This window comes from Citrobacter sp. Cy070 (assembly GCF_030332245.1).
In the GTDB taxonomy this organism is placed as follows: domain Bacteria; phylum Pseudomonadota; class Gammaproteobacteria; order Enterobacterales; family Enterobacteriaceae; genus Citrobacter; species Citrobacter youngae.
Genome location: NZ_JAOWIG010000089.1, coordinates 1 through 25,056 on the forward strand (window position 1 = coordinate 1; position 25,056 = coordinate 25,056).

Here is a 25,056-nt window from a genome sequence, read left to right on the forward strand (position 1 = left end):
AAAATCGGCTCAAACATGAAGAAATGAAATGACTGAGTCAGCCGAGAAGAATTTCCCCGCTTATTCGCACCTTCCCTTATCAACCAGTTGGTCGAATTTAATCCTGATAACAAAAGCCTGGTCAATCGACAGACAGGGCGAGCAATTCAACTGCAGATCCCAGCCTCGCTCTGTTTTCTCTATTTAATTACTCACGCAAGTGACATTGTTTCTCAGAGCACGCTGCTCAAAGTAGGTTGGGGAGAAAGAAACAATGTGACCACGACCAATACTTTTTACCAGGCAATTTTGACGTTGCGCAATGCACTGGCGGATGTCGGGTTGCCCCGTGATACAGTCAAAACTATTTCCCGGCGAGGACTCAGATTAAATGAGAGTACGCATGTGGAGACGATCACACATTCCCAAACTGAGCCCCCTTTAGCACCATTTATTAAGGAAAACAACGATCCCGAGGAAATGCCCTCTCCACCGCAAGTAGCAACGTCGATTCCCTGGTGGAACATTTTCTTAACCACCGGAGTGATTATTACTACTCTGATTATCTGGCTGGTTTGGTATCAGACTCGACCTGTCATGCCGTTTAGTAAATTCGTGTCGGTTTCTATGCAAATTCCCTCACAGGAAAACTGTAAAATTTATTACTCACCGAATGAACACAATCTGGAAAGCTATTTCAGCCTGATGCAATCGCATCCCGATCTTTGTGAATATAACAAACATGTGTTTCTTTCAGGTTACCGTAAGGCACAGAGGATGGTGGCCTTTGTATGCGATAAGGATGCGCGGATAGATGTTCACGCGTTTTGTTCTACTCATTACTACTGGATGCGCGGGAAATGAACAAAATACACAATCTTATCCTGCTGGCGATTGGCGTGGTATTGATGCTGGGTTCGGGCGCCTGGCTATGGTATTCACGCTACGCCGACAGACCGTTGAACTGCGTCGGTAACGTGGAGTGGAATATTGGCAGCAACCGCTTTACCGGCACGGTGTCATATCGGCTGTACGACCATCAGGGGCTGGCAACCTTAACCGGAAAACTGTACGGACGTCACGTCACAGGTATTAGCAGGAATATCTATTTTACCTATACCCAGCACCACGACGCGCGCGTGCTGCAGTCGACGCAACTGGTAAAAACCTTCTCAGACTCCGCCGATAAAGACGATATCAACGGGACGTTGCCCAGTTTTTATCGCGAAACCGGGCAGCGCCTGAGTCTGGTCATGGAGGAGTATAAAGGGGCGTGGATAGTGGCGAGTTCCACTGTTCCTTCGCTGTACTGCCGTAAAAGGTAACGTCATATCCGGATACAAAAAGAGTGCCCCCACGCAGGAATTCATATTTGTCATCATCGACTTACGCGACATGGGTCACTGAATCCATTCATATCCCATTGCTATTCTTTTCCCCGAATCAGGAAACATCCTGAATACCACAATATCCATTGCGTAACAATTAAGCGAAATGGGCGTTTTATTTTGCCCAGAAGACTTCAACCTATGGATGGATATTTGGAGAAGACGTGGGCAGGGGCGTTTATCTCTCTCGCGAGCAATGTCTGAAGGTTCAGGCGTTATCGCATTTCAGGAAACGGTGTGTTTCCGGTGTATTTTTGGCGTACATATGAGGGATACGTAATGTTTACTTTTAAAAAGTGCCTGATTGCACTTTCTATAAATTTGGCCGTTGTTTCATCAGGTTTTGCTTGTACGACCCTGCTGGTCGGTAACGAAGCATCAGCGGACGGCTCCATGCTGGTAGCGCGTAGCGCTGACAGCGATGCCCTGAAAGCGCAACATTTTGTCATTCACCCGGCAAAACAGAATCAGACCGGGGTATACAGCACCAAAGCACATAACGGCGCGAATGACTTTACCTGGCCGCTCCCCAAAAACTCGCTGCGTTATACCACGGTTCCTAACTGGAAAACCCAGTTGCACGGCGCAACCGGGTTTAACGAACTGGGCGTCGGCGTGAGCGGGACAGAATCTATTTTTGCCTCACCAAAAGCGCTGGCCGCCGACCCGTACGTTGAAGATAAAGGGATCACCGAAGACGATATCCCGGATATTCTGCTGTCGCAGAGTAAAACCGCGCGTGAAGCCGTGGCGCTACTGGGCCATATCGTTGAGACCGTCGGCGCAGGCGAAGGCTTTGGCGTTGCCGTCGTCGACGATAACGAGATCTGGTACCTGGAAACCGGCAGCGGCCATCAGTGGATGGCGCAGCGCCTGCCGAATAACCAGTATTTTGCCACCGGTAACCAGGGCCGCTTACAGGATTACGATCCGAAAAACCCGGACATGATGGCGTCAAAAAACCTGATTCAATTTGCGACCGAAAAGGGTCTGTACGAACCGGCGAAAGATGGCAAATTCAACTTCTCCAAAGCCTATACCCGTGATGACGAGCGTGACCGCACGTATAACGACCCTCGCGTATGGACCATCCAGAAAGAGTTCAATCCTTCCGTAAACCAGGATATGGCCAAAGGGCGTGAATTCCCGGTCTTCATGACGCCAGAGAAGAAAATGACGCTGGACGATGTGAAGGCCGTACTGCGTAACCATTACGAAGGCACCAGCCATGACCCCTACACCAACGGTCTGAACGGCAAAGAGCCATGGCGTCCGGTCAGCGTCTTCCGCACCTATGAAGCGCATGTTATGCAGGTCCGTCCGTGGTTCCCAAAAGAGATCGGTGAAACGACCTACATTGGTTTGGGCATGGCTGATCTCACCGCCTTTGTTCCGTACTACAGCGGCCTGAAAGCGTATCCGGCTAACTATACGATGGGTACCGATAAAGCGGACGATCAGTCTATCTACTGGAAATATCGTAAATTACAAACGCTGACGATGACCGATTATCCGAAGCTCGCGCCAATCGTCAAAAAAGCCTACAAAGCATGGGAAGACAAAGTGGCGAAGGAGCAAAAAGAGGTCGAAGCAGAGTATCTGAAGATGGCGAAAACCGATAAACCAGCCGCCGATAAGATGCTGAATGACTTCAACCTGCGCATCATGGCCGACGCCGAGAAGCTGACGGAAGATCTGACTAATCAGCTATTTACCATCCGCACCAAAGACATTCAGTCTGATATTTTCTTTGCCAACGCGGCGAAAAAAGACTGAGTAGCGACGCGATAGTATTCTGGCGTAAAGCGCTTATTAGCTTTGCGCCAGCATTTCACACCGCGCCTTCACTGCGTCGTGCAGCAGACGGACCGCCGTTGAAAGCTGCTTCCGATGCGGGCAAATCATATTCAGCGGGACTTTCTCCCCCTGATAATCCGACATCAGCAGTTGTAATCGACCGTCACGCACATCCTCACTGACATCCAGCCACGACTTGTACGCCACGCCCTCGCCGGCAATCGCCAGCCGTCGGATCACTTCCGCATCGTCGCTCATTATGGTGCCGTTAACCTGCACGCTGCTGACCTCGCCGTCACGCGTAAACGTCCAGCGATCGTGCAGGCGTCCGCGTAAGACGAAGGTCATGGCGTTGAGCTGCGCTAAGTCACCCGGGCTTTGCGGCGCACCGTTTTGTGCAACCCATTCCGGTGATGCCACCAGCACACGTCGGTTCCCCGGCGCCACGGGCAGGGCAATGTAAGACGCGTCTTCGGTATTGCCATAGCGAAACGCAACATCGACGGGGTCTTTAAAGACATCCGTCACCTGATCGGAGAAAAAGATCCGCAGGCGCAGCGCGGGATATCGGCGTCGAAACGACTGAAAGACCGGCAGCAGCAGGTTGCGACCAAGATCGGAAGGCACGGCAATTTGCAGCGTGCCAGACACTTCATCTTCCGGGGTCTGTATTTTTTGCAGCCCGGCATGCATTACGTCCAGCATCTGGCGGGCATAGGGTAGCCAGACCTCGCCTTCGGGCGTCAGGCGCAGGCTGCGCGTGGAGCGGGCGAACAAACGGATAGCCAACGTCGACTCCAGACGCTTGATGGCGGAGCTGACCTGAGCAGGCTGAACGCCGACTTCGCGCGCGGCATCGCTAAAACTGTTCAGCGCCGCGGCGCGGACAAACAACGTGAGATCTTCAAGCCGGAACATTTTCACTCCCCGAGTATAAGTCCTGTCGCCGTAGGGCTATTTTTCCCGTTCTGCTGCCGGTTTACCATCGAATTATTCAACAGAGATAAGGTTTCTGAACCGGAGAGATTATGAAAGCCATCGCTATTACCCGCGCCGCGACCGACGGCAATAACATTGAATTTTTACAAGAGATTGACCTGCCTGTGCCGGTTGCCGCCGGGCACGATCTGCTGGTTGAAGTGAAGGCCATTTCCGTCAACCCCGTTGATACCAAGGTTCGCGAAGGTTTTAACGCTGATGTGCCGCGCGTGCTGGGCTGGGATGCCGTGGGCGTGGTGAAATCCGTGGGTGAAGCCGTCACCCTGTTCTCACCGGGCGATGAAGTCTGGTACGCCGGTGCGCTGGGTCGCGCTGGCAGTAACAGTGAATTTCAGCTGGTTGATGAACGTATTACCGCGCTGAAGCCACAATCACTCGATAACGCCTCTGCGGCGGCGCTGCCGCTGACCGCGATCACCGCCTGGGAAATGCTGTTTGACCGTCTGGGCGTTGAGGAAAACGGCAATGAAGATGATGTGTTGCTGATCGTTGGCGCGGCTGGCGGCGTCGGTTCTATCCTGACGCAACTGGCCAGTAAGCTGACTAAAATGACCGTCATCGGCACCGCATCACGTCCGCAAAGCCAGAAATGGGTACGTGAAGCAGGCGCTCATCATGTCATTGACCACAGCAAGCCGCTGACGGAAGAGCTGGCACGGATAGGGGTTAAGGCGGTGACGCACGTTGCCAGCCTGAACAACACTGAGCAGCATTATCAACAAATTATTGCCGCACTGGCACCACAGGGTAAACTGGCGCTGATTGACGATCCTGAATTCCTCGATGCCCGTCCGCTGAAGGCCAAAAGCATTTCGCTGCACTGGGAGTTTATGTTTACCCGTTCGATGTTTACCACCCACGATATCATCGCGCAGCACCAGCTATTGACCCGCGTGGCGCAATTGATCGACGACAATACCCTCCGCACCACGCTGGGCGAGCATTTTGGCGCTATCACCGCGGCGAATCTACAAAAAGCCCACGCGCAAATTGAAACCGGTCGTTCGGTCGGCAAGATTGTGCTGGAGGGGTTTTAACATGTCTGATTCAGAAGTGATTTCAATTATTGCGGTATTGAAAGCCCAACCCGGGAAGATCGACGCACTGAAACAGGCGCTGCAGGCTCTGCTGTTACCCACTCGCCGGGAGCCGGGCAATATTGAGTATGAGCTGTACCAGTTACGCGACACGCCGGATGTATTCTACGTACGCGAATCCTGGCACGGTCAGGCCAGTCTGGACGAGCATATCACTCTGCCACATTTCCAGGCGTTTATTCTGCAAATGAACGATCTACTCGCCGAACCGCTACGGCTGGATTATCTGACGCCGATTGCGCCATAAAATGACTGCCGAAGCCCCCTGCCGCGCGGGGGGCTGCACCAGTCATGTCTCACTCGCTTCGCTATCTCTGCTATGATGCCTGCACACAAATAAAACAAAACAACATGCAGAGGAAAAGATGAGTTCCACCAGAAGAGGGATGATGAACGTCCTGATTGCTGCCGTATTGTGGGGAAGTTCGGGCGTTTGCGCGCAGTACATCATGGAGCAAAGTCAGATGTCGTCGCAGTTTCTGACCATGACGCGCCTGATTTTCGCCGGGCTGATTCTGCTGATGCTCTCTTTCGTTCACGGCGACAAAGTGTTCTCCATTATCAAAAATCGCAAAGACGCCATCAGCCTGCTGATTTTTTCCGTAGTTGGAGCGCTCACCGTACAGCTCACCTTCCTGCTGACCATTGAAAAATCCAACGCCGCCACCGCGACGGTGCTGCAATTTTTGTCACCGACCATTATCGTGGCGTGGTTTTCCGTAGTGCGCAAAGCACGACCGGGGATTTTAGTGCTGACGGCGATCTTCACCTCGCTTATCGGCACTTTCTTACTGGTCACCCACGGTAACCCGACATCGCTGTCTATTTCACCTGCCGCGCTGTTCTGGGGAATTGCTTCGGCGTTTGCCGCCGCGTTTTATACCACCTACCCCTCAACGCTTATCGCGCGTTACGGCACGCTGCCGATTGTCGGCTGGAGCATGTTGATAGGCGGCCTGATCCTGCTCCCGTTCTATGCCGGAGAGGGAACAAACTTCGTGGTTAATGGCAGTTTGATTCTGGCGTTTTTCTATCTGGTGGTCATCGGTACGTCGCTCACGTTTAGCCTGTACCTGAAAGGCGCGCAGATGATTGGTGGGCCGAAGGCGAGCATTTTAAGCTGCGCAGAACCGTTGAGCAGCGCGTTGCTGTCCCTGCTGTTATTAGGCATTACATTTACCCTGCCTGACTGGCTGGGCACGCTTTTGATCCTCTCATCGGTAGTGCTGATCTCAATGGACTCACGTCGCCGCGCCAGAGCGGTTTAACCCCAACCGGCGCGGCAACGGGTCACGATTACCAGCCCGGAACCGCGCCGCCGTTAAAGATAGTTTCTGCCGCCTTTGCCACTTCCGGTGACTGATAAGATTGCAGGAATTCTTTCACATTCCCGGCATCTTTGTTGTCTTCTCGCGCCACCAGGATGTTCACGTAGGGTGAGTTTTTGTCTTCAATAAATACGCTGTCATGTACCGGAGAAAGCCCGGTTTGCTGGATGTAGGTGGTACTGATAATCGCCACATCCACTTTCTGATCGTCCAGCACGCGCGGCAGCTGCGCGCCTTCCAGTTCCATAATATTCAGGTGTCGCGGATTATCAGTAATATCCAGCGCCGTGGGCAGCAGGCCTGTATTTGCTTTCAGCGTGATTAACTTTTCTTTTTGCAGCAGCAGTAGCGCCCGCCCGAGGTTGGTTGGATCGTTAGGTATCGCAATCGTCGCACCGTCTTTAAGCTCCGCAACGGTTTTGATTTTCTTCGAATAACCGGCCATCGGGAACACAAAGGTATTACCCACGGCTACCAGCTTATAGCCGTGCGCTTTATTATCTTGTTCAAGAAATGGGCGATGCTGGAAGACGTTGGCATCCAGTTCACCGTGATTGGTGGCATCGTTAGGCAACAGGGAACCGCTAAACCCTACCAGTTCGACATCCAGCCCATATTTTTCTTTAGCCACTTTCTTCGCGACTTCCGCCACATCCTGCTCTGCGCCGTTAATCACGCCGACTTTGATATGCTTTGCATCGCTGCTCTGCTGATCGCATCCTGCCAGCAATAATCCCGCCAGTAATACCGCCGCCCCGGCCCCGAAATGAGGTATCTTCAGTTTCACGTTTTATCCTTTTGTAATAACCGCCTGATGAGTAATGAAATGACTATAGCGGCAAGGCCGCTGCGGTTTAAAAAACGAAAAAGCATCAGCAAGAAGAAAAAAGCATAACGGGAAAAAGATACATTAGTCGGAAGATGCCGTTAGTTCATCACTTGAAAGCCCGGTGATAATTAGCACCAGTTCACGATCGATCCCCTTCTCCAGCATGGCATGGGCTATCCGCAACGCTTCGTCTTGTTTGCCTTCAATCTTGCCCTCTAGCAAACCCGTTCTTCGCCCTGATTCACGTAAACATTCTGCAATCGTCATTAATCTCTCCTTGTGTTGGGGAACGCGTAAAGCCACCTCGCGAATAAACGCTTCGAAACGCGGTGCGCTGCCAGACTGCATCAGATAATTAAATAGCGTTTCTACCTGGCTGTCATTAGCGTATCCCTTAACCAGCAGAGCAACCAGGTTATCCACCAGCACCATCAGGTCACGTTCACGTATATGCTTCTGGACAAGCTCAAGTAGCGCCATCCGCCGATGCTGCATAATCTCATCATCAGACACCACCGTGACGTCTACCAGCGGGAAGGTCGCGCCATAAAGCTGCCGCGCAGTTTGTGGATCGTCAAATTCATCCAGCCAACACAGCGAGTATGGATACGGGCTGTCAACGCCATGATAAAAAAGTATCGGCACCACCAGCGGCAGCGTTTTGTGTCCTGCATCAAGATGCTTCTGCATCGCAGCAATGGCATAACGCATCATCCTGAATGCCATATGAGCATCTGGCGAGCTTTGGTGCTCAATCAACGCATAGATATAGCCTTTACCCGATGTCGTTTTCAGCGACCACAGCACATCGGAATAACACGCTCGCAAATCTTCTTCAATAAAACTCCCGGGTTCCAGCTTCAGTGTGTCCAGATCGCAAAGCTCATGTAATGACGCCGGAAGATAGGTATCAAGAAAATCCCGTGCCGTATCTGGATGGCCCAGGAACTTTTTAAATACCGCATCATGCGGCGTAGAGGTTGTTGGTTTTTGCATGGCGATCCGTCACCAGAAGAACAAGATGACGGGACATTACTCGCCAGTGCTACAGACGACATCAGGGAAATGACCCCTTTGCGAGGCGTTTTCGAGGATAAATAGATGCTGCTGCAATGCATTCATTTTCCATGAATGATGTTCGCAAAAATGCCCGGTAGGCGTGAGCACCTCCGGGCATTCTCTTTTCGCTCTCCAACGATGGCGGCATCACACCAGGGTTTTGACTATCTCCATCAACCTGGCGACATCTTCTGGTCGGGTATTGCCGGTTTGCGAGTCGATAATCGAGCTATAAACATGCGGCATGACGCGCGGTACTCCTGCTTCCAGACAGGATTGCAGGATAATGCCGAAGTTATCGAGATCGATACCGCCAGTCGGCTCAATCAACGTCATGCCGTTGCGCGCCGCGGTCGTCGCCAGCGCGTACAGCTCAGGCAACGATTTCTCACCGCCCATCGGGAAGAACTTCGCGGCATGCGCGCCAGAGTCCAGCATCATGCGCACTGCGGCATCGCAGGAAACGCGGGCTGGCGTGCCCTGGCTGCTGCTGACGCCGGTGGAGATCAACACCTCTCCAGGCATTCCAGTCGGACTGACTAACGCGTTGATATGGGTCTGCTCACCGCCCGTTGCGGCCAGCGCGCCTGCCGCAAACCCACAACCGGTAAAGGTCTGGTTGACGTGTGCTGGATGGACCTGTGAGGCAATCATCGCCGCTTTGTAATACTGCGCCGGGTCACCGGCCCCCAACCCCACGGAAATCGACGGCACGTCGGCCATCCAGCGTTTTACTTCCTTAACCCCTTCCTCAACCGAGGCAAACTGTGCGGAAAGGATGCCGATCACCGCGTGACCTTCGGCAGCGTCATAGATTTCCCGGGCGTTGGCAATATCCTTCGCCAGCACGTTAATAGCCACTTTATTGCGATAAAAATTAATGCGCTGCATGCTCTGCAATCTCCTTTAGTCGCGCCACGATCAGCGCCATTTCCCCTTCTGCGACCGTACGCGGATCGAGACTAAAGACGCCCTGATGAAGGTTATAACGACGCGCGTAAATCGCGATATCACCCTCTCGCAGCTGCGCTTCTACGGCGTAAGCATCCATCCCCAGCTCTTGTGCATTCACCCGAATACGAATCCGCCAGATGGCGCGCCCGGCTTCGTCCTGCTCAATATCCGCCTTCAGTCCGCGAATCGCTGAAATCGCCTGCGCCACGGGGCGAAGCTCTTCGGCGGTGACCACGGTTTGCCCCTGATGATAGTTTTCCAGGGCATACACCAGCCCGACCATATTCTCTTTGCCGATCTTCATCGCCCGGGCAATTCCGTGGTGCTGCACTTTACACGCGGCAATCCACTTTTTCTTTCCGGTGATAAACCCGGAGGTCGGCGCGTTAAAGGCTTTTGCCCCGCTGTAGACCACCATATCCGCCCCGCTCGCCACCCAGGCGTGTAAATCCTCCTCGGCGGCGGCATCGACAATCAGCGGCAGGTTATGAACCTGCGCAACCTGTACGAAGTCTGCAATGCTCAACATGCCTTTCTGCACGCAGTGGTGCGATTTCACATACAGCAGCGCGGCAGTGTTGTCGGTAATCGCGCTCTCCAGCTGCCAGCAGGCCGCCAGATTACTTGAGCCAACCTCCACCACGCGTCCACCCCCTAAGCGGATCGCGCTGGTGATGGGCGCACCGTAGTCAACGTTATGCCCGCGCAGCATGACCACTTCATTAGCCATACCCGCGCTATCCGGCATCAACGTGACTCGCGCCTGGTCACCGCGGGTAATGGCCGCGGCAACGGCAATCGCAATACCCGCCGAGGCGCACGAAGTAACATAGCTGTCCTCCGCGCCGGTGTAGCGGGAAACCAATTCACCGGTACGGTCCACCAGCCGGTCAATTTCAACAAAGGCCGAAGCTGCCCGCGCGGTGGCCTGCATCACTTCCGGCGCGACGCTGGAAACGCCCAGAATCGTCATTTTGCCGCAGGCGTTAATCACCTGTTTTAGCCCCAGTTGTTGATAGATATTCTGTGTCATGGCTTACAACACTCCCAGCAGCGAACAGACCACGCTGAGCGCGACAATCGACAGCAAAATCGTGGTGTAACGCGGTCCTTTCTTCACCAGATAGAAGTAGATGGCGAACACCGCCGCCAGCGGCAGCAGGCCGGGGGCAATAGAGTCGAGGATTTGCTGGACCACCACTTCAGAGCCTTTCAGGGCGCTGAGTTTTAACGGCGTGGTGATCTTGACGTAGCTTGCCGACAGCGCGCCCATCATGATCAGGCCCAACACGTTCGCGCCGTAGATCAGTTCCTTAATTCGCCCTCCCTGTAGCAGACCGATAATCGAGTCACGCCCCAGCGTATAGCCTTTGTGCACCATGCCATAGCTGATTGCCAGCGTAATGGCCGGGTAGAGGATTAACGGTACAATTCCGCCCATCGCGCTGCCATTGGCGGCGAATGGGATGAAAATAGCAATTAACAGCGGCATCACGGCGGCCCAGATGATGGAGTCTCCCATCCCCGCCAGCGGTCCCATTAGCCCGGTTTTAATCCCGGTAATTGAGGCATCGCTGATCGGCTCGCCGCGGGTTTTCTGTTCCTCCATCGCAATGGAGATCCCCTGAATCACCGCCCCGAACGTCTGCTCTGAGTTGAAGAAGTTCAGATGGCGTTTCAGCGCTTCTACCTGTTCCTCTTTTTGCGGATAGAGCTTTTTGATGATCGGCGTCATCGAGGCGCAGAAAATCAGGCTCTGCAAACGCTCATAGGAGCTGGAAACTTCCGCACCCAGCCAGTAGATAAACCAGGCTTTGGTGATGTCTGCTTTGGTCAGCGTGCCGCTTTCACGTGCACGCTCCACCAGTTCATGTTGCATTACGTCGCTGCTCATCATGCTGCTCCTTCATTTTTCGCCAGACCTTTAATCAGGAAGGCCACGCAGGTACCAAAGATTGCCATCGCCATGATGTCCACCTTCAGGTACAGCACTGCGAAGAATCCGCCGATAAACCACGGCAGCAGGCTCTTTTTACCGATCACCATAATGGTGATAGCGAAGCCCAGCGCTGGCAGAATGCCGCCCATAATTTCAAAGGAGTGCGTCAGCCAGTGCGGCATCAGCTTGAGGAAGCTTTCCACCACGTCCTGACCAAAATAGTTGGCAGCGAAAACCACCGGGAAACGCAGTACAAGGCCAAGCAACGCCGGGTAGAGGAATGCACAGCGCATAATGCCCGCCATGTTGGCCGTTTCTGCATGCTTGTCGGCCATATGCACCCACGCTGCGTTTAACGTGCGGCGCAACTGGTCGAGGAACACGCCGATGACGCCAAACGGGATTGCCAGTGCGATAGCCAGGTTCGGGTCCATTCCGGCCTTCACGGCGATAGGAATTGAAATGCAGGCAGCCAGCGCAGGATCCGACGGGACGTTACCGCCTGGCGTAGAGGTCACGCCGAGATAAACCAGCTGCATGCCTGCACCGATGATCATCGCCGTTTCCATGTTGCCTAACAGCAGGCCAACGAATACGGCAATCACGACGGGCTGTAGCAGCATGGCGGAGAAGGTGTAGCCAAGGCGTAATCGGGCAAACCAGTAATACAACCCCATCAGGCTTGCAAAGACTAAAGTATCCATAGTTAAGTACCCTGTTATCAAAGAATTAGAATTTTTTCAGGATATCGTCCAGCGACTGAGGCTTATCTTCCGGGATAGTCTGGAAGAACACCTGAATCCCACGATTTTTCAGGTCGCTCAGAATGCCGACGTCTTTTTCATCCAGCGTAATGTTCTGGAATACCGCTTTGCGGTTTGGCCCGCCGCCCAGTCCACCGACCTGAATGGTAGTGACGTCAAACCCCAACTGGACCGCTTCCTGAACCGCCGCCAGAGAAGGGAACAGCACCAGCACTTTGCCGTCACCAAGCTGGTTTTCTTTCCAGGCTGCCGCAAAACTTTGGTTACCGAAACAATCCACTTTGATGTTTGGCGGCGCGGCCATCAGGTAGATGTTTTTCATAAACGGATCGGCATCCAGCTCATCGCTGACCACCGCAATCCGGTTGGCCTGAGATTGTCCAACCCATTTGGTCACCACTTGTCCATGAATCAGACGGCTATCGATACGACATAAGACGATGTTTGCCATGATGTTTATTCCTTATTGTGATTGTTGTAATTGACGCACGTGGGCGACAACGTCCAGGCAACTGCTACGCCCGGCTTCGACCAGTTCAGCCACGCAGGTGGTCAACTGGCCATGCTCGCGTTTGTCGAGCGCCTCCAGTAGCAAAGAGGCATTGAGCCCGGAAATCACTGCCACCGGGTAATCGGCACTCAGCCGCGCCGCCACGTTAGAGGTGGTGCCGCCAATAAAATCAGTCAGGATCAGTGAACCTTCCGGCATGGTTTTCACCACAGCTTCAACGCGCTGGTAAAACTCGCCGAGCGTATCAACGGGCATCAGCGCAATTTCCGTCACGCCTTTGATTTCACCCATCACCATGCGCAGGCTGTTGCAAAGCTGTTGCCCCCAGCCGCCATGGGTCAGCAGCAGGATCTGGGGCAAGGATTCAGTGGTAGTCAAAATGGCCTCCTGGCTCGATTACATAGACATAAGTAAACAGAGCAAAGGCTGTGCCAGAATTTGTGTCACGCAGGGAAGAGAGGAGTGCTGACGGGGCAGAAAGCCGCGCCAGCAAAGGGATTAGCTATACAGCAGTTCGTAGATATAAAAATATTCCGCGTCCGATAAGCGAATGGCATAGGCCTCTTCGATCGGCAGGAAAGCGGATTTAATGACACTAAACGCGCGATTATCCAGATCCGGCTTGTTCTCCAGCGCCATCTGTAACGGTTTGCGGTTAATCACGATACGCTCGACCATACAGCAGCAGTGGATCAGGAAGCGCAGTGTCACCTGACGGCTCGGTTTGAGCGAAAGCGCGGTGGTCAGATGGTTCAGCACGCCTTCCATCTCTTTGAGAATACGCTGCGGGTTGAGCACCGAAATATGGTTAATGATGCTCTCCATGGTCAACGCGCTGATAAAGCGCATCGCGCTGCGCTCCATCTCCAGACGGCGTTCGCTGCTGGAGAGATCTGGCGTCAGCAGGCTGAGTACCAGCTCGGGGCCTTGCTCAGAGAACAGCTCCTCGAGCGAGATAAACGGGATATCCGGCAGTCCTGGCTGGAAAGTACCGACTATTCCTGCCAGACGTTCACTGGCGTTAATCGCCTGCTGAACACGCTCCAGGCTGCGAACTTCGTTGTAATCGAGGATCACCATCCGTGTATCCTGCGACATCAACTCACCGAAGCTCTCTTCCAGCACCTTTTTGATTTTTTCTGCCGTTCCCATTCCGGTGATGCAGGAGATAACCAGCACCTTACCGCTGTTTTCCTGCTGCGGAGTACACAGCTGACAGGGAATATTTTTGCTCTGCATCAACGCCGCCAGCTGCGGCAAGTCGCTGGTTTCGTAGCTTAAATCCAGCCCGATTTCCAGCAGGCTGGTGAGCGTGATATTGGGCATCAGCAGTACGTCTATCTGGAATAACTTACTGATCGTGCTGCCAAAATGGACCAGCGAGCCAATATCCACCATCAGGATCAACCGGCGATATTTTCGGGTCTGGATCATCTGTGTCAAAGCTTCCAGCGTGTCATGCACCGACTGCTCGAAAGGCATATCGATAGCCCTGAACACCTCGCGCTCCAGCACGCGATTCACGTACTGCGCCTGACTTGTCGCCGTCGTCGCACCGTGGGCAATCAAAATCACCCCGCAGTCCGGACTGGCGTCAATCCGTTGGCGGTAATGGCGACACTCTTTGAGGAACAGGCACAGCCAGACCACTTCCGTCGCCGGACATTGAATATGCAGCAGTTCATTGATTTTCCGGCATAGCAACGTGGCGTTATCATATTCATCTTTGCAGCGATCGAGGATCAGGCTGGAAGAATAAAGTTGCGGAATAAGGCCGCGCTGCACATAGCCAATCAGCGCCAGGAAGTGTTTGCGCAGCGGGTTAACCAGATTCTCCGGCAGCGTAAAACCAAGCACCTGCTCAACACAGCCGATCAACAGCGTGACTCGCTCTTCAATCTGATCGCCATAGCGCGGAGGATGCGCCACGCTGTCGCGGCTATAGAGACCATATTCAAATATCGAACTGAGCTTGTTTTTGAGGATTGCCAGCGTTTCGGCTGGCGGCACGTTGCTGTTACGCAGGTTGATATATTCGCGGGTCAGGAAGCTGTAGAAAAGATCGCTCTCTTCAATTTCGGCTCCGGTCGCCAGCGAGTTTTTCAGCGCGGGCAGCGTGCGGGCATCGATGCTTAAATGCTCTTTGCCTTCGAACAGTGCGCCAACCAGCAGACGTTGTTCCGGCGTGGCGTTAAAGGGGATCTCGGTCAGACGTTTATCCAACTGTAGCGTATCGCTGTGCTCCGTCATTCCCGAAGCCCAGGCCTGGGCGCAGAGAAACTGGATGTCGCTCTTGAGCTGACCAATATTGCCTTCCAGCGGCTTGTTCAACAGCCAGAGCAGCAAGGTACGGTCGATGCTTATCGTACGCTCGATTTTGCGGCTCTCACGCTGCAAAAAGCCAACGATAAGCTCCACCTGCTCTTCCACCGAACGCTGGCGGATGCCGGGCAAATCGATACATACCTGAATACGTCGCTGGAAAGTGCGCAGCAATGCTGAACTCACCGGCTCGGTGGTGGCGCAAATCAGGCGAACCGAGATTGACCGCGCCACGGCGCTTGAGCCCAGCGGGCGATACTCACCTTTGTCGAGAATAGAAAACAGCTTTTCCTGACCTTCATACGGCAGACGATGCACTTCATCGAGCAGCAGATAACCGCCGTCGGCCTGCTCGACCAGGCCGGGTTTATTTTCGTTTGCGCCGGTAAATGCCCCCTGTCGATGACCAAACAGGTGCGAAGAAAGCAGTTCCGGGTTATGGGCGTATTCCGCGCAGTTAAAGTAAACCAGCGGCGGCGACGCTCCCACTGCGCGTTCGCAGGCGAAACGGTGCATCAGTTCGGCAAAAAAGGTTTTGCCGACGCCGGAGGGACCGGTCAGCAGAACGTGCAGTCCATGGGGATACAGCACCGCCGCGCGGCCTTTTTCCACCGCGTCGCGCAGGCTGCGATCGTAACCAATCAGGCCAGAAAAGGGATCCTCTGTCGCCTGGTTTTCCTGAACAGGTAACAGGTCGGCAACGGTTTGCACTTCGCGCTCGGACTCATCCAGTTTGCGCCCCAGCAGCGTTTCAATCGCCTGACGATGCAGAAAGAATACCGGGCGTCCGCGGCTTTTAATCGCCAGGCCGTCGTTCCAGAGCTGATTGAGATCTTTACTGACCGAGTTGCGCGCCAGTCCGAGGTTAAAGCCGATAGCTTCCGCTGTGAACGCCGTTTCCTGCGCCAGATGGGCAAGATTCAGTCCTCGCGTCAGCCGTTCCAGCTCCCCCAGTATTATCTCAATCCGTCTCATCTCTTTACCGCTTAAGAAATAAATGATTGTTCAGAACATACACTATTCTGCTGCGCAAGACAGTGAGGCGGCGTCCAGACCTTCCGGTCATCAAAACGTTTTCGACAAATAATGCCGCGCTGAGCCGGTTTCCGGGAAGTTATCGAGGGTCATTTGCAGTTGATAGCCGTTTTTCTGATAAAACGGCAGCGCCTGGAAGCTCATCGTGTCCACCAGCGCATGCAGGCATCCTCTCTCACGCGCAGTCTGTTCGGCAGCCTGCATCAATTTTGTGCCGTAACCGCCTTTACGCAGCGAATCATGCATCCACAGGAAATCAATACACAGCCATTCGCCTTTGATTTTGCCAATCAGCCCACCCAGAATTTCATTGCGTTCATCGCGCCAGTACACCGCCAGGTCGCCAAAGTTGGTGGTTCTCAGGAACTGGCGGTTGTAGGCGCGCAATCCGGCAAGCAGGGCATTTTGATCGTCTTCGGTAATGGTATCTGTAATCTGTATTTGCATCCTATCCTCCTGAAAAACTACAACTTCTGGCTGATTATTTGTTTAGAAATTAACACAGGCTGATGAGTGAGGCGCATGCCGTCTACACTTACTCTTGAGATGATGCGCATCGACAACAAGGATTATTATCATGAAACGAGCCGCTTTACCGCTTATTGCCATTCTTTTCACGCTGCCGGGTTTAGCGCAGGCCGATTCGGCTTACGGCTCTCTACAGTCTGTTCATGAAAAAAATACTGTATTGAAGGACTTACGCAAGATTTGCACCCCACAGGGGTCGCCATCCGATGACGTGTGGGAAAAAACGATTATGTCTGATACACGTAATCAGCAGCATATCCGCGAGGCTATTCTGGCAATACAAAGAAATAACCAGAACAACTACTGGGAAGCACTTGGCAAAGTGGAATGCCCGGATTTATAAGCATCTTGTTGTAAAATGAGCACTGTAACCGGTTTCTGTGTCGCAAAAACACGTATTGTTGCCAGAACGTATAAATAGCAATGGAGCAACAACAATGCGATACCGTTTTCCAGAAAACTTCTGGTGGGGCAGTGCCTGCTCGGCACTGCAAACCGAAGGGGATAGCCTGAACGGCGGCAAAAGCCAGACCACGTGGGATGTGTGGTTCGACCGTCAGCCAGGGCGTTTCCACCAGGGGGTTGGCCCGGCGAACACATCCACGTTTTATCAGCACTGGAAACAGGACATCGCACTACTCAAACAGCTGAAACACAACAGCTTCCGCACCTCAATCAGTTGGTCACGACTGATTCCGGACGGTACTGGCGAGGTGAATCCTGAGGCCGTCGATTTCTATAACAACGTCATCGACGAGCTGCTTTCGCAAGGCATTACACCGTTTATCACCCTGTTTCACTTCGACATGCCGATGGTGATGCAGGAGAAAGGCGGCTGGGAAAACCGTGAGGTGGTTGAGGCGTTTGGCCGCTACGCACAGACGTGTTTTACATTGTTCGGCAACCGGGTGAAGCACTGGTTCACCTTTAACGAGCCTATTGTCCCGGTAGAAGGCGGCTATCTGTATGACTTCCATTACCCAAACGTGGTGGATTTCAAACGCGCGGCCACCGTGGCGTATCACACTGTACTGGCGCATTCCACGGCGGTGCGCGCGTATCGCGCCGGAAACTACGGCGGTGAGATCGGTGTGATCCTGAATCTGACGCCCTCTTATCCACGCTCGCAGCACCCGGCGGATGTAAAAGCCGCGCACCATGCGGATCTGCTGTTTAACCGCAGCTTTCTTGATCCGGTACTAAAAGGGGAATATCCGGCGGATCTGGTCGAACTGCTGAAAGAGTACGATCAGTTACCGGTATGCCAGCCGGGCGACAGTCAGCTCATCGCCGAGGGGAAAATCGACCTGCTCGGTATCAATTATTATCAGCCGCGCCGCGTGAAATGTCGTGATACTGCCGTCAATCCAAACGCGCCGTTTATGCCGGAGTGGCTGTTTGATTATTACGAAATGCCGGGGCGTAAAATGAACCCTTACCGTGGCTGGGAAATTTATGAGCCTGGTATTTACGATATTATTACTAATCTGCGTGATAATTACGGCAACCCGCGCTGCTTTATTTCTGAAAACGGTATGGGTGTGGAAAATGAGCAGCGTTTCGTTGAGCATGACCAGATCAACGACAGCTATCGTATTGAATTTGTTTCTGAGCATCTTAAATGGCTACATAAAGGCATCAGCGAAGGTTGTAATTGTCTTGGCTACCATATGTGGACTTTTATTGATAACTGGTCCTGGCTCAACGGATATAAAAACCGCTACGGTTTTGTCCAGTTAGATTTAGACACGCAAAAGCGTACGGTGAAAAAGAGCGGCGAATGGTTTGCCCATACTGCCGAAAACAATGGTTTTAATTAAAAATAACCAAGATGCCGGATAGCGATCCGGCATACCGAGCTTTAGTTTATTGCATACCCTTTATGCGAACTTTTGCTGCCACCAGAAGCGCCGTCAGCAGCATCAGGCTGCCGGAAATCATCAGGGGTGACAGCAGTCCGAGAGTATCGAGCGCATAGCCTCCCACCGCAGCCCCACAGGTATTGGCAAGCTGGATCACGGCGACCTGGATGGATCCGGCTTTTTCTGCCTGATCGGCAAGCGAGCGCGTGATCCACGTCGACCAGCCGACCGGTACCAGCGCAAACAATAGTCCCCAGATAATCGCAATACCCGCCGCCACCACTTTGTCACTGCCCCACAGAATCAGGACCAGCGCACTGAGCGCCAGCACCAGTGGCGCACCGGCTAACGCCAGTTTGACCGAACGCTTCAAAATCATCGACGAAAACGACGTACCAACAAAGCTGGCAATACCGAAGCTCAGCAGCACCAGCGTCAGGCCATCAACGTCAAAGCCCGCCAGATTCATATAGATCGGGCGAATATAGGTAAAGAAGGCGAACTGCCCGGCAAAGGACATGAAGATGGCAATCATCCCGGCCATCACCCCCGGTCGCTGCAACAGGCTGAACATGTTTTGTTTCTGATGCGAAGGCTCGCCAGGCAGCGAAGGCAACGCTCTCACTACCCAGATGGTACACAACACCCCCATCACCGCCGCCGCATTAAACACGTTACGCCAGCCGATAATGCCGCCCAAAAAGCTCCCCAACGGCGCGGCAATCACCAGCGCGATAGAGACTGCGCCAAAAATCACCGACAGCGCTTTCGGCACCGTACGTGCAGGAACCAGACGCATGGTCAGCGACGCCGACATCGCCCAGAAGCCACCAAGCGCCAGACCGAGGCAGGCGCGGCCAACGAGCAGCAGCGAAAAAGAATTGGCAAAGGAAACCAGCAGACAGGAAAGCGTCAGCAGCACCGAAAACAGGATCACCACATAGCGACGATCGGTCGCCTGAATAATTTGCGTCACAAACAGGCTGGCGAACATGGCGACAAATGCCGTCACGGTCACCGATTGCCCCGCCACACCTTCAGAAATCCCCAGATCCTGCGCCATCGGCGTTAACAGGCTAACGGGCAGAAACTCAACAGTTATCAGGCAGGCAACACAGAACGCCACGGCAAATACCGCCGACCAGTTAGGTCGGGAATTTGCCTCAGCGCGGGATTTTTGTTCAACAGCTTCACTCATTTTGTTACCTGCGTGGGGTTATTGTAGAAAAGTTACGCAGTGTAGCATTAAATTTGTGACCTATTTAACGTTTCAACAACTTTCACCGCTGAATGGCGATGTGGCTTATTCCATCTACGGCAGGGCCCTTTTGTCGACCTGAGAACCGTAACGCCATCAGGCATGACTATCAATGCAACCAATGCACGCCATCCTCGGGCTGGAAAAAGGCGTTATAGCGCATCTGGAACGCATTAAGTTCCTGCATATCCGGCTCCATCTCACGCAGAAAACCGAGCGCCAGACGTACCTGCGCATCGGTAATAGGTGCAGCCAGCCGGGCTTTTTGCAGCCAGCGGTGCCATTGCAACAGGTTCTGCTCACTGCCGTCGACAATCACGATTTGCCAGATCAACAACACCTGGGAGGCATTTTGCAGATGCGATTCATCCGGGCGGTGTAGGTACTGTAAAAACGCCTCACCCTGTACTTTTCCCATCTGATCGATCATCGACTCTACCGGCACGACATCAATATTCAGTCGCTCGCTCAAACGGCGAATTGCGCGTCGTGAACCGGACGTCAGCACCCTAAATCCCACCACAAAAACAACCACCAGGGTGGCCAGCATTATCCAGATCATTAACTACGACACCTGCATACTTAAACTAATTTTGCCGAGAGTGACTGGCAGGCTTCGCGCACCCACTGAGAATATTGTGGAATACAATCTTTTGGCATTTGTAGTTCAACGCCACTGATGCTGATTGCTGCAATCACATCTTTATTACGGTTAAATACCGGTGCGGCAATGCAATAGATACCAGGAGAGTCTTCCGCATTATCAAATACCCAGCCTTGCGCGCGGATTCTGGCAAATTCCTTCATCAACGCTTTTTTGCTGGTAATGGTGGTATCGGTATATTTCGGCAGGTCTTCATCCGGCAACAGTTCGTCGATTTTATCCTGCGGCAGCCAGGCACACAGCGCTTTCCCTACACCGGAACTGTGCATCGGCAATTTTTTACCGACCCAGGTACGAATGCCAATCGGCTGGGTGTTTTCCAGCTTCATAAGATAAATTGGCGCGACTTCATCCAATATGCCCAAGTGACAGGTCAGGTCCGTTTGTTGACGCAATTTTTCCAAAACAGGAAGCGCTGCATTACGGATATCAAACTGCTCCAATGAACGATTTCCCCATTCGTACAGCTTCAATCCTAAAAAGAAACGCCCCTTTTCCAGACGCAAAAGATGATGCTCAACCAGCGCATTTAGCAGAGAAGACGTGCTGCTTTTTGGTAATGCCAGATCCTGCTGGATCTGACTGAATGTTGCTCCAGGAGAATTAAAAAGGTAATTACAGATTTTTACCGTCTTATCCAGAGCGGGAACAGAAGTCGTGATGTCTTGGTTCATGCGCAATTAATCTTTTTTATTCATAGACTCTGCACAGTATACCGCAATCACTTTTCCCAGGTATGCGGCTTTTTTGCACATATGCAAACTGCGCTCTGTTGCCTAAATCTTACATCCGCAAACCCGATCCACCTCACAGTTGTTCATTTGTTCTGCAAAAAGCATTGACGAACGATTTGGATATTTGCTGTACTAACTTCAACATACAGAACATAAGTTCCATATACAGAACAACAAGGAGTGAGCATGTTGAACGTTTTTAAGGGCATCTTCCCGCCAGTACCGACCATCGTTGACGATAACGGTGAATTGGAACGCGCAGGAATGGCGGTAATGATTGATCATGTGATTAGCAATGGTGCCGACGGAATGCTAATTCTGGGCAGCGGCGGCGAATTTTCACATTTCTCGTCTGAACAAAGAAAACAGATTGCAGAATTTAGTCTGCAGCATGTTGCCGGCAGGGTCCCCGTACTTATCGGTATCGCCTGCGCTAGCACAGCAGAAACTATCCAGCTTGGAAAGCATGCCGAAAAAGCGGGCGCGCAAGGAGTACTGGTAGTCAATCCTTATTATGCAAAACTCAGCGAAGAAGCCCGCTTTACGCATTACAAAAGAATTGCTGAAGCGTTAAACGTTCCAGTCTTCCTATATAACTTTCCAGAACTAACCGGCCAGGATATTGGTTTAAACGTCATCACACGCCTTGCCCGCGAAGTACCCAATATCGTCGGAATTAAAGACACTATTGATAATATTAGCCACACCAGGGAAATCATCAATCAGGTTCACTGTTTCCGCCCAGATTTTATCATTTTCAGCGGCTATGACGAATATTTACTTGATACATTAATGTTGGGGGGGCATGGTGGAATTCCGGCAACATTTAACTTTGCACCTAATATTACGCGCGGAATTTATCAGGCTGTTCAGCAGAACGATCTCGCCACGGCTAAAGCACTTCAACAACAACTGTCAGGATTATCACCTTTATATGCATTAGAACAACCGTTCTTTGGCGTTATAAAGACAGCCATAAAATTAAGTGGTGTGGACATATCAACCGCAGTTGTCCCTCCTGCATTACCGTTGAATGAAGAAAAAATAGCGCAGGTTAAAAATATTCTATCCCGTATTTCGGTGTAAACCAGCATGAGAGCAATGATAATGAACATCAACCCGGTACTAAAATTGAATCCCAAAGATGATGTGGTTATCGCAAGACAGACGGTCCCCGTGGGCACCTGGCTTGAAGAAGAACAAATTACGGTGCTAAGTGAAATTCCAGCAGGGCATAAAATCGCCCTGCATGCGTGTAACGTAGGTGATGCGGTCAAACGTTATGGGCAGATTATTGGCTTCGCAACTCAGCCAATTAAGCCCGGCGAACACGTCCACATGCATAATTTAGGTATGGGCGATTTTGAACGAGATTATGCCTGGGGTGAAGACTGCCATTCTCCCTCTTCGGTTCCTCAACAGGATACTTTTTTGGGTATCCGCCGGGCTGACGGCCGCGCTGCTACACGCAACTACATCGGCATTTTAAGCTCCGTAAACTGTAGTGCTACGGTCGTCAGAGCGATTGAGGATCACTTTCGTCTGCATGGTCTTGCAGACTACCCAAATGTTGATGGCGTGGTGTCGTTGCCACAAAGTTTTGGCTGTGCCATCGGATCTAAAAGTGAATCAATGGATGTCATGAGACGTACGATGGCTGGTTATGCCACCCATGCAAACTTTGCCGGAGTAATCATCGTTGGGCTGGGATGCGAATCCAGCCAAATTAAAGATATGATGAACGCCCATGGGTTAGCTGATGGCCCAATGATGCACAGCTATACCATTCAGGAGGTGGGCGGCACACGTCATGCCATTGAAAAAGGAATTAACCTGGTTAACCAAATGCTGCCTGTTGCTAACCGGGTAACACGTCAACCAATCCCTGTATCAGAAATCATTCTCGCATTGGAATGTGGCGGTTCCGACAGTTATTCCGGGATTTCAGCCAATCCAGCGCTGGGTTATGCGGCAGATAAGTTGATCCAACAAGGTGGAACAGCGATATTATCTGAAACCTCCGAAATTTATGGCGCTGAGCATCTTCTTACTCGCCGCGCCGTTTCCCGTGAAGTCGGGGAAAAACTTATCGCCCGTATTCACTGGTGGGAAGAATACTGTCGCCGCACTGGAAGTGAAATGAACAATAATCCCTCTGCGGGTAACAAAGTCGGAGGGCTGACGACAATACTGGAAAAATCACTCGGTGGTATTGCTAAAGCAGGCACAACAAATCTGACAGAAGTGTATGAGTACGCGGAACCAGTTACCGCGAAAGGTTTTGTCTTTATGGATACACCAGGGTATGACCCTATTGCCGTCACGGGGCAAATCGCCGGTGGGGCAAATCTTCTCTGCTTCACAACAGGCCGCGGTTCGGCGTTTGGATCCAAACCAACCCCAAGTCTGAAGCTGGCTACCAATAACGCACTTTGGGAACGTCAGCAGGAGGATATGGATATAAATTGCGGAACTATTGTAGAGGGGGAAGAAACAATTGCAGAAGTCGGTGAACGTATTTACCAGATGATTCTTGAGATGGCATCCGGTAAAAAAACAAAGAGTGAGGAATTTGGCTATGGCAGTCAAGAATTCGTCCCATGGACTATTGGCTCCATAATGTAACACTTCACAATATAATAATACCTCGTACCGCCATACTCATATTATTATGAGTATGGCAAGGAGCCCTTATGTCTCTTGTTAATGCAAATACTGAAGAAGAAAAATTAAAGGCAACAACTGTAAGATGGCGGATATTTATCATCATGCTTTTATTAGGCGCCATTAATTATATTGACCGCACATCTCTTTCCATTGCCATGCCATATATTACGGATGAATTTGGCATTACTGACACACGCGTTGTTGGGGTTATTCATAGTGCCTTTTTCTGGGCTTATGCTTTGATGCAAATTCCCAGTGGAGTTATTGCTGATAAATTTAAAGCGAGAAATATCATAGCGCTGGCCACTATCTTATGGGGAGCATTTCAGGCCGTTGCGGCGCTGTGCCACTCCATTTTTACTCTCTCACTTTCTCGACTGGGGTTAGGCGTTACTGAATCTCCAATTATGCCCGCTGGCGCAAAGTTAATGGGGACATGGTTAACACCAACAGAACGCGGGCGTGGTTCGATGCTACTTGATGGCGGCGCGCCGTTGGGGACGGCATTAGGGGCGGTGATCATCGCAGGACTTATTGCTTTTTTCGACTCCTGGCGTATGGCATTTGTGGTGGCAGGTGTGGGAACAATGGTGGTCGGCTTACTGGCCTGGTGGTACATCCGCACTTATCCATCAGAACATCCCAGCATTAATAAAGCAGAACTGGACCATATTACCGCTGCAAACGGTGCTGAAACCAGCAGCAAGAAATACCGTCTGGCCGACATCAAACCTTATCTAAAACAACGGAATGTGATTGCGCTCATCGGTGGTTGGGTTTGCTACAGCTTTGTGTTCTACGGCCTGATGACCTGGCTGCCGCTCTACTTTCAGGCCACCTACGGTTTCGATATCAAATCGATGGGTGGAGCAATGGCGCTGATCTTCTTGCTGTGTTTTGTCGGCCAACTGACCGGCGGCTACATTATGGATAAATGGCGCAGCAAAGGGGCAAAAACAAGCCGTGTGATGCATACAATGTTGGCTATTTCTGCCACTACCGCTGGCGTTGGTATTTTCCTTTGCGCACAAAGTTCTACACCAGCCGTTGCGATAACCCTGCTCACCATTGCCCTTTTCCCACTGCGGTGGGCCAGTGTTTACTGGTCAATACCTGGGCTGCTAGGCGCGCAATCTGTTGCGGGTACCATCTGTGGGACCATGAACTTCACCAGTAACTTATTCGCCGCTATCCTGCCAATTTTTATCGGTTTCCTGGTGCAATCCACCGGAAATTATTACGCCGCCATGATGTTCTTTGCACTGGCTGCTGTGGGTTATCTCATCTGCTCGCTGCTGATCAATTTTGATAAAAAAATGGTTATTGCCGACGAGTAATCCCC

At 52.1% G+C, this 25,056-nt stretch carries 25 protein-coding genes; 11 read left to right on the top strand and 14 right to left on the bottom strand.

The window, feature by feature from the left end:
- The first annotated feature begins 78 nt into the window (after nt 1-78).
- From OGY19_RS19760 to OGY19_RS19770, 3 genes are all read left to right on the top strand, one after another.
- Nucleotides 79-843 (top strand): winged helix-turn-helix domain-containing protein, encoded by a 765-nt coding sequence (locus OGY19_RS19760; RefSeq protein WP_286597160.1) that lies wholly within the window; start codon nt 79-81, stop codon nt 841-843.
- On the top strand, nt 840-1,304 hold the full coding sequence (locus OGY19_RS19765) for a hypothetical protein (RefSeq protein ID WP_061066869.1): 465 nt from the start codon (nt 840-842) through the stop codon (nt 1,302-1,304). The genes OGY19_RS19760 and OGY19_RS19765 overlap by 4 nt, the downstream gene beginning before the upstream one ends.
- A 342-nt stretch (nt 1,305-1,646) precedes the next feature.
- Nucleotides 1,647-3,143: a C69 family dipeptidase gene (locus OGY19_RS19770; RefSeq protein WP_286597049.1), complete on the top strand. Its 1,497-nt coding sequence runs from the start codon at nt 1,647-1,649 to the stop codon at nt 3,141-3,143.
- Nucleotides 3,144-3,179: 36 nt separating this feature from the next.
- On the opposite strand, the gene OGY19_RS19775 is transcribed toward OGY19_RS19770, so the two are convergent.
- Nucleotides 3,180-4,082 (bottom strand): LysR family transcriptional regulator, encoded by a 903-nt coding sequence (locus OGY19_RS19775; RefSeq protein ID WP_115601277.1) that lies wholly within the window; start codon nt 4,080-4,082, stop codon nt 3,180-3,182.
- Nucleotides 4,083-4,192: 110 nt separating this feature from the next.
- Between OGY19_RS19775 and OGY19_RS19780 the strand changes: the two genes are divergently transcribed.
- The 3 genes from OGY19_RS19780 to OGY19_RS19790 all read left to right on the top strand — a co-directional run bounded on the left by OGY19_RS19780 (nt 4,193) and on the right by OGY19_RS19790 (nt 6,528).
- Complete coding sequence (locus tag OGY19_RS19780; RefSeq protein WP_115601276.1) at nt 4,193-5,200, top strand: zinc-binding alcohol dehydrogenase family protein; 1,008 nt, start codon at nt 4,193-4,195, stop codon at nt 5,198-5,200.
- Nucleotide 5,201: 1 nt separating this feature from the next.
- Nucleotides 5,202-5,507 (top strand): putative quinol monooxygenase, encoded by a 306-nt coding sequence (locus OGY19_RS19785; protein WP_061066872.1) that lies wholly within the window; start codon nt 5,202-5,204, stop codon nt 5,505-5,507.
- 118 nt (nt 5,508-5,625) lie between these two features.
- Nucleotides 5,626-6,528, top strand: coding sequence for a carboxylate/amino acid/amine transporter (locus tag OGY19_RS19790; RefSeq protein ID WP_048213744.1), 903 nt, complete (start codon nt 5,626-5,628; stop codon nt 6,526-6,528).
- Between the two features lie 28 nt (nt 6,529-6,556).
- Here the strand turns inward: OGY19_RS19790 and nlpA are convergent, their stop codons facing one another.
- From nlpA to OGY19_RS19840, 10 genes are all read right to left on the bottom strand, one after another.
- Nucleotides 6,557-7,375: a lipoprotein NlpA gene (gene nlpA, locus OGY19_RS19795; RefSeq protein WP_061066874.1), complete on the bottom strand. Its 819-nt coding sequence runs from the start codon at nt 7,373-7,375 to the stop codon at nt 6,557-6,559.
- A gap of 123 nt (nt 7,376-7,498) precedes the next feature.
- Nucleotides 7,499-8,413: an Rpn family recombination-promoting nuclease/putative transposase gene (locus OGY19_RS19800; RefSeq protein ID WP_115601275.1), complete on the bottom strand. Its 915-nt coding sequence runs from the start codon at nt 8,411-8,413 to the stop codon at nt 7,499-7,501.
- A gap of 210 nt (nt 8,414-8,623) precedes the next feature.
- Complete coding sequence (gene dagF / locus OGY19_RS19805) at nt 8,624-9,367, bottom strand: 2-dehydro-3-deoxy-phosphogluconate aldolase (RefSeq protein ID WP_199954683.1); 744 nt, start codon at nt 9,365-9,367, stop codon at nt 8,624-8,626.
- The gene (gene dgaE, locus OGY19_RS19810; protein WP_115601273.1) at nt 9,354-10,463 is read right to left on the bottom strand and encodes a D-glucosaminate-6-phosphate ammonia lyase; all 1,110 of its coding nucleotides are present in this window, start codon (nt 10,461-10,463) and stop codon (nt 9,354-9,356) included. Before dgaE ends, dagF begins: the two co-directional genes overlap by 14 nt.
- A 3-nt stretch (nt 10,464-10,466) precedes the next feature.
- Entirely contained in the window at nt 10,467-11,327 is an 861-nt protein-coding gene (locus OGY19_RS19815; RefSeq protein ID WP_005121522.1) for a PTS system mannose/fructose/sorbose family transporter subunit IID, read from the bottom strand.
- Entirely contained in the window at nt 11,324-12,073 is a 750-nt protein-coding gene (locus OGY19_RS19820; protein ID WP_003023960.1) for a PTS mannose/fructose/sorbose/N-acetylgalactosamine transporter subunit IIC, read from the bottom strand. The genes OGY19_RS19815 and OGY19_RS19820 overlap by 4 nt, the downstream gene beginning before the upstream one ends.
- A 25-nt stretch (nt 12,074-12,098) precedes the next feature.
- Nucleotides 12,099-12,584 (bottom strand): PTS sugar transporter subunit IIB, encoded by a 486-nt coding sequence (locus tag OGY19_RS19825; protein WP_003023959.1) that lies wholly within the window; start codon nt 12,582-12,584, stop codon nt 12,099-12,101.
- A gap of 12 nt (nt 12,585-12,596) precedes the next feature.
- The gene (locus OGY19_RS19830) at nt 12,597-13,022 is read right to left on the bottom strand and encodes a PTS sugar transporter subunit IIA (protein ID WP_040231533.1); all 426 of its coding nucleotides are present in this window, start codon (nt 13,020-13,022) and stop codon (nt 12,597-12,599) included.
- A gap of 120 nt (nt 13,023-13,142) precedes the next feature.
- Complete coding sequence (dagR, locus tag OGY19_RS19835) at nt 13,143-15,941, bottom strand: transcriptional regulator DagR (protein ID WP_115601272.1); 2,799 nt, start codon at nt 15,939-15,941, stop codon at nt 13,143-13,145.
- Between the two features lie 90 nt (nt 15,942-16,031).
- Nucleotides 16,032-16,448 (bottom strand): GNAT family N-acetyltransferase, encoded by a 417-nt coding sequence (locus tag OGY19_RS19840; RefSeq protein ID WP_003844473.1) that lies wholly within the window; start codon nt 16,446-16,448, stop codon nt 16,032-16,034.
- A 130-nt stretch (nt 16,449-16,578) separates the two neighbouring features.
- On the opposite strand from OGY19_RS19840, the gene OGY19_RS19845 reads away from it, so the two are divergent.
- Together OGY19_RS19845 and gmuD are read left to right on the top strand one after the other, a co-directional pair.
- Nucleotides 16,579-16,872: a YicS family protein gene (locus tag OGY19_RS19845; protein WP_003840665.1), complete on the top strand. Its 294-nt coding sequence runs from the start codon at nt 16,579-16,581 to the stop codon at nt 16,870-16,872.
- Between the two features lie 94 nt (nt 16,873-16,966).
- Nucleotides 16,967-18,349 (top strand): 6-phospho-beta-glucosidase GmuD, encoded by a 1,383-nt coding sequence (gmuD, locus tag OGY19_RS19850; protein WP_115601271.1) that lies wholly within the window; start codon nt 16,967-16,969, stop codon nt 18,347-18,349.
- Between the two features lie 46 nt (nt 18,350-18,395).
- On the opposite strand, the gene nepI is transcribed toward gmuD, so the two are convergent.
- The 3 genes from nepI to OGY19_RS19865 form a co-directional block, all read right to left on the bottom strand.
- Complete coding sequence (gene nepI / locus OGY19_RS19855) at nt 18,396-19,589, bottom strand: purine ribonucleoside efflux pump NepI (protein WP_200037611.1); 1,194 nt, start codon at nt 19,587-19,589, stop codon at nt 18,396-18,398.
- Between the two features lie 169 nt (nt 19,590-19,758).
- Complete coding sequence (locus tag OGY19_RS19860; protein WP_115601269.1) at nt 19,759-20,211, bottom strand: DUF1198 family protein; 453 nt, start codon at nt 20,209-20,211, stop codon at nt 19,759-19,761.
- A 20-nt stretch (nt 20,212-20,231) separates the two neighbouring features.
- Nucleotides 20,232-20,987: an IclR family transcriptional regulator gene (locus OGY19_RS19865; protein ID WP_005121514.1), complete on the bottom strand. Its 756-nt coding sequence runs from the start codon at nt 20,985-20,987 to the stop codon at nt 20,232-20,234.
- Between the two features lie 246 nt (nt 20,988-21,233).
- Between OGY19_RS19865 and OGY19_RS19870 the strand changes: the two genes are divergently transcribed.
- The 3 genes from OGY19_RS19870 to OGY19_RS19880 all read left to right on the top strand — a co-directional run bounded on the left by OGY19_RS19870 (nt 21,234) and on the right by OGY19_RS19880 (nt 25,051).
- Nucleotides 21,234-22,133 (top strand): dihydrodipicolinate synthase family protein, encoded by a 900-nt coding sequence (locus OGY19_RS19870; RefSeq protein WP_115601267.1) that lies wholly within the window; start codon nt 21,234-21,236, stop codon nt 22,131-22,133.
- Between the two features lie 21 nt (nt 22,134-22,154).
- Nucleotides 22,155-23,672 carry a UxaA family hydrolase gene (locus tag OGY19_RS19875; protein ID WP_061066882.1) on the top strand — a complete coding sequence of 506 codons (1,518 nt, stop codon included), beginning with the start codon at nt 22,155-22,157 and terminating at the stop codon, nt 23,670-23,672.
- A gap of 68 nt (nt 23,673-23,740) precedes the next feature.
- Entirely contained in the window at nt 23,741-25,051 is a 1,311-nt protein-coding gene (locus tag OGY19_RS19880) for an MFS transporter (RefSeq protein WP_005121510.1), read from the top strand.
- Nucleotides 25,052-25,056 lie beyond the last annotated feature (5 nt).

What these genes read in the sequence shown, in the direction of transcription:
- OGY19_RS19765 (WP_061066869.1), top strand. Translation starts at nt 840, where the DNA reads ATGAACAAAATACACAATCTTATCCTGCTGGCGATTGGCGTGGTATTG.
- OGY19_RS19770 (WP_286597049.1), top strand. Translation starts at nt 1,647, where the DNA reads ATGTTTACTTTTAAAAAGTGCCTGATTGCACTTTCTATAAATTTGGCC.
- OGY19_RS19775 (WP_115601277.1), bottom strand. Translation starts at nt 4,082, where the DNA reads ATGTTCCGGCTTGAAGATCTCACGTTGTTTGTCCGCGCCGCGGCGCTG.
- OGY19_RS19780 (WP_115601276.1), top strand. Translation starts at nt 4,193, where the DNA reads ATGAAAGCCATCGCTATTACCCGCGCCGCGACCGACGGCAATAACATT.
- OGY19_RS19785 (WP_061066872.1), top strand. Translation starts at nt 5,202, where the DNA reads ATGTCTGATTCAGAAGTGATTTCAATTATTGCGGTATTGAAAGCCCAA.
- OGY19_RS19790 (WP_048213744.1), top strand. Translation starts at nt 5,626, where the DNA reads ATGAGTTCCACCAGAAGAGGGATGATGAACGTCCTGATTGCTGCCGTA.
- OGY19_RS19800 (WP_115601275.1), bottom strand. Translation starts at nt 8,413, where the DNA reads ATGCAAAAACCAACAACCTCTACGCCGCATGATGCGGTATTTAAAAAG.
- dagF (WP_199954683.1), bottom strand. Translation starts at nt 9,367, where the DNA reads ATGCAGCGCATTAATTTTTATCGCAATAAAGTGGCTATTAACGTGCTG.
- dgaE (WP_115601273.1), bottom strand. Translation starts at nt 10,463, where the DNA reads ATGACACAGAATATCTATCAACAACTGGGGCTAAAACAGGTGATTAAC.
- OGY19_RS19815 (WP_005121522.1), bottom strand. Translation starts at nt 11,327, where the DNA reads ATGATGAGCAGCGACGTAATGCAACATGAACTGGTGGAGCGTGCACGT.
- OGY19_RS19820 (WP_003023960.1), bottom strand. Translation starts at nt 12,073, where the DNA reads ATGGATACTTTAGTCTTTGCAAGCCTGATGGGGTTGTATTACTGGTTT.
- OGY19_RS19825 (WP_003023959.1), bottom strand. Translation starts at nt 12,584, where the DNA reads ATGGCAAACATCGTCTTATGTCGTATCGATAGCCGTCTGATTCATGGA.
- dagR (WP_115601272.1), bottom strand. Translation starts at nt 15,941, where the DNA reads ATGAGACGGATTGAGATAATACTGGGGGAGCTGGAACGGCTGACGCGA.
- OGY19_RS19840 (WP_003844473.1), bottom strand. Translation starts at nt 16,448, where the DNA reads ATGCAAATACAGATTACAGATACCATTACCGAAGACGATCAAAATGCC.
- OGY19_RS19845 (WP_003840665.1), top strand. Translation starts at nt 16,579, where the DNA reads ATGAAACGAGCCGCTTTACCGCTTATTGCCATTCTTTTCACGCTGCCG.
- gmuD (WP_115601271.1), top strand. Translation starts at nt 16,967, where the DNA reads ATGCGATACCGTTTTCCAGAAAACTTCTGGTGGGGCAGTGCCTGCTCG.
- nepI (WP_200037611.1), bottom strand. Translation starts at nt 19,589, where the DNA reads ATGAGTGAAGCTGTTGAACAAAAATCCCGCGCTGAGGCAAATTCCCGA.
- OGY19_RS19860 (WP_115601269.1), bottom strand. Translation starts at nt 20,211, where the DNA reads ATGATCTGGATAATGCTGGCCACCCTGGTGGTTGTTTTTGTGGTGGGA.
- OGY19_RS19865 (WP_005121514.1), bottom strand. Translation starts at nt 20,987, where the DNA reads ATGAACCAAGACATCACGACTTCTGTTCCCGCTCTGGATAAGACGGTA.
- OGY19_RS19870 (WP_115601267.1), top strand. Translation starts at nt 21,234, where the DNA reads ATGTTGAACGTTTTTAAGGGCATCTTCCCGCCAGTACCGACCATCGTT.
- OGY19_RS19875 (WP_061066882.1), top strand. Translation starts at nt 22,155, where the DNA reads ATGAACATCAACCCGGTACTAAAATTGAATCCCAAAGATGATGTGGTT.
- OGY19_RS19880 (WP_005121510.1), top strand. Translation starts at nt 23,741, where the DNA reads ATGTCTCTTGTTAATGCAAATACTGAAGAAGAAAAATTAAAGGCAACA.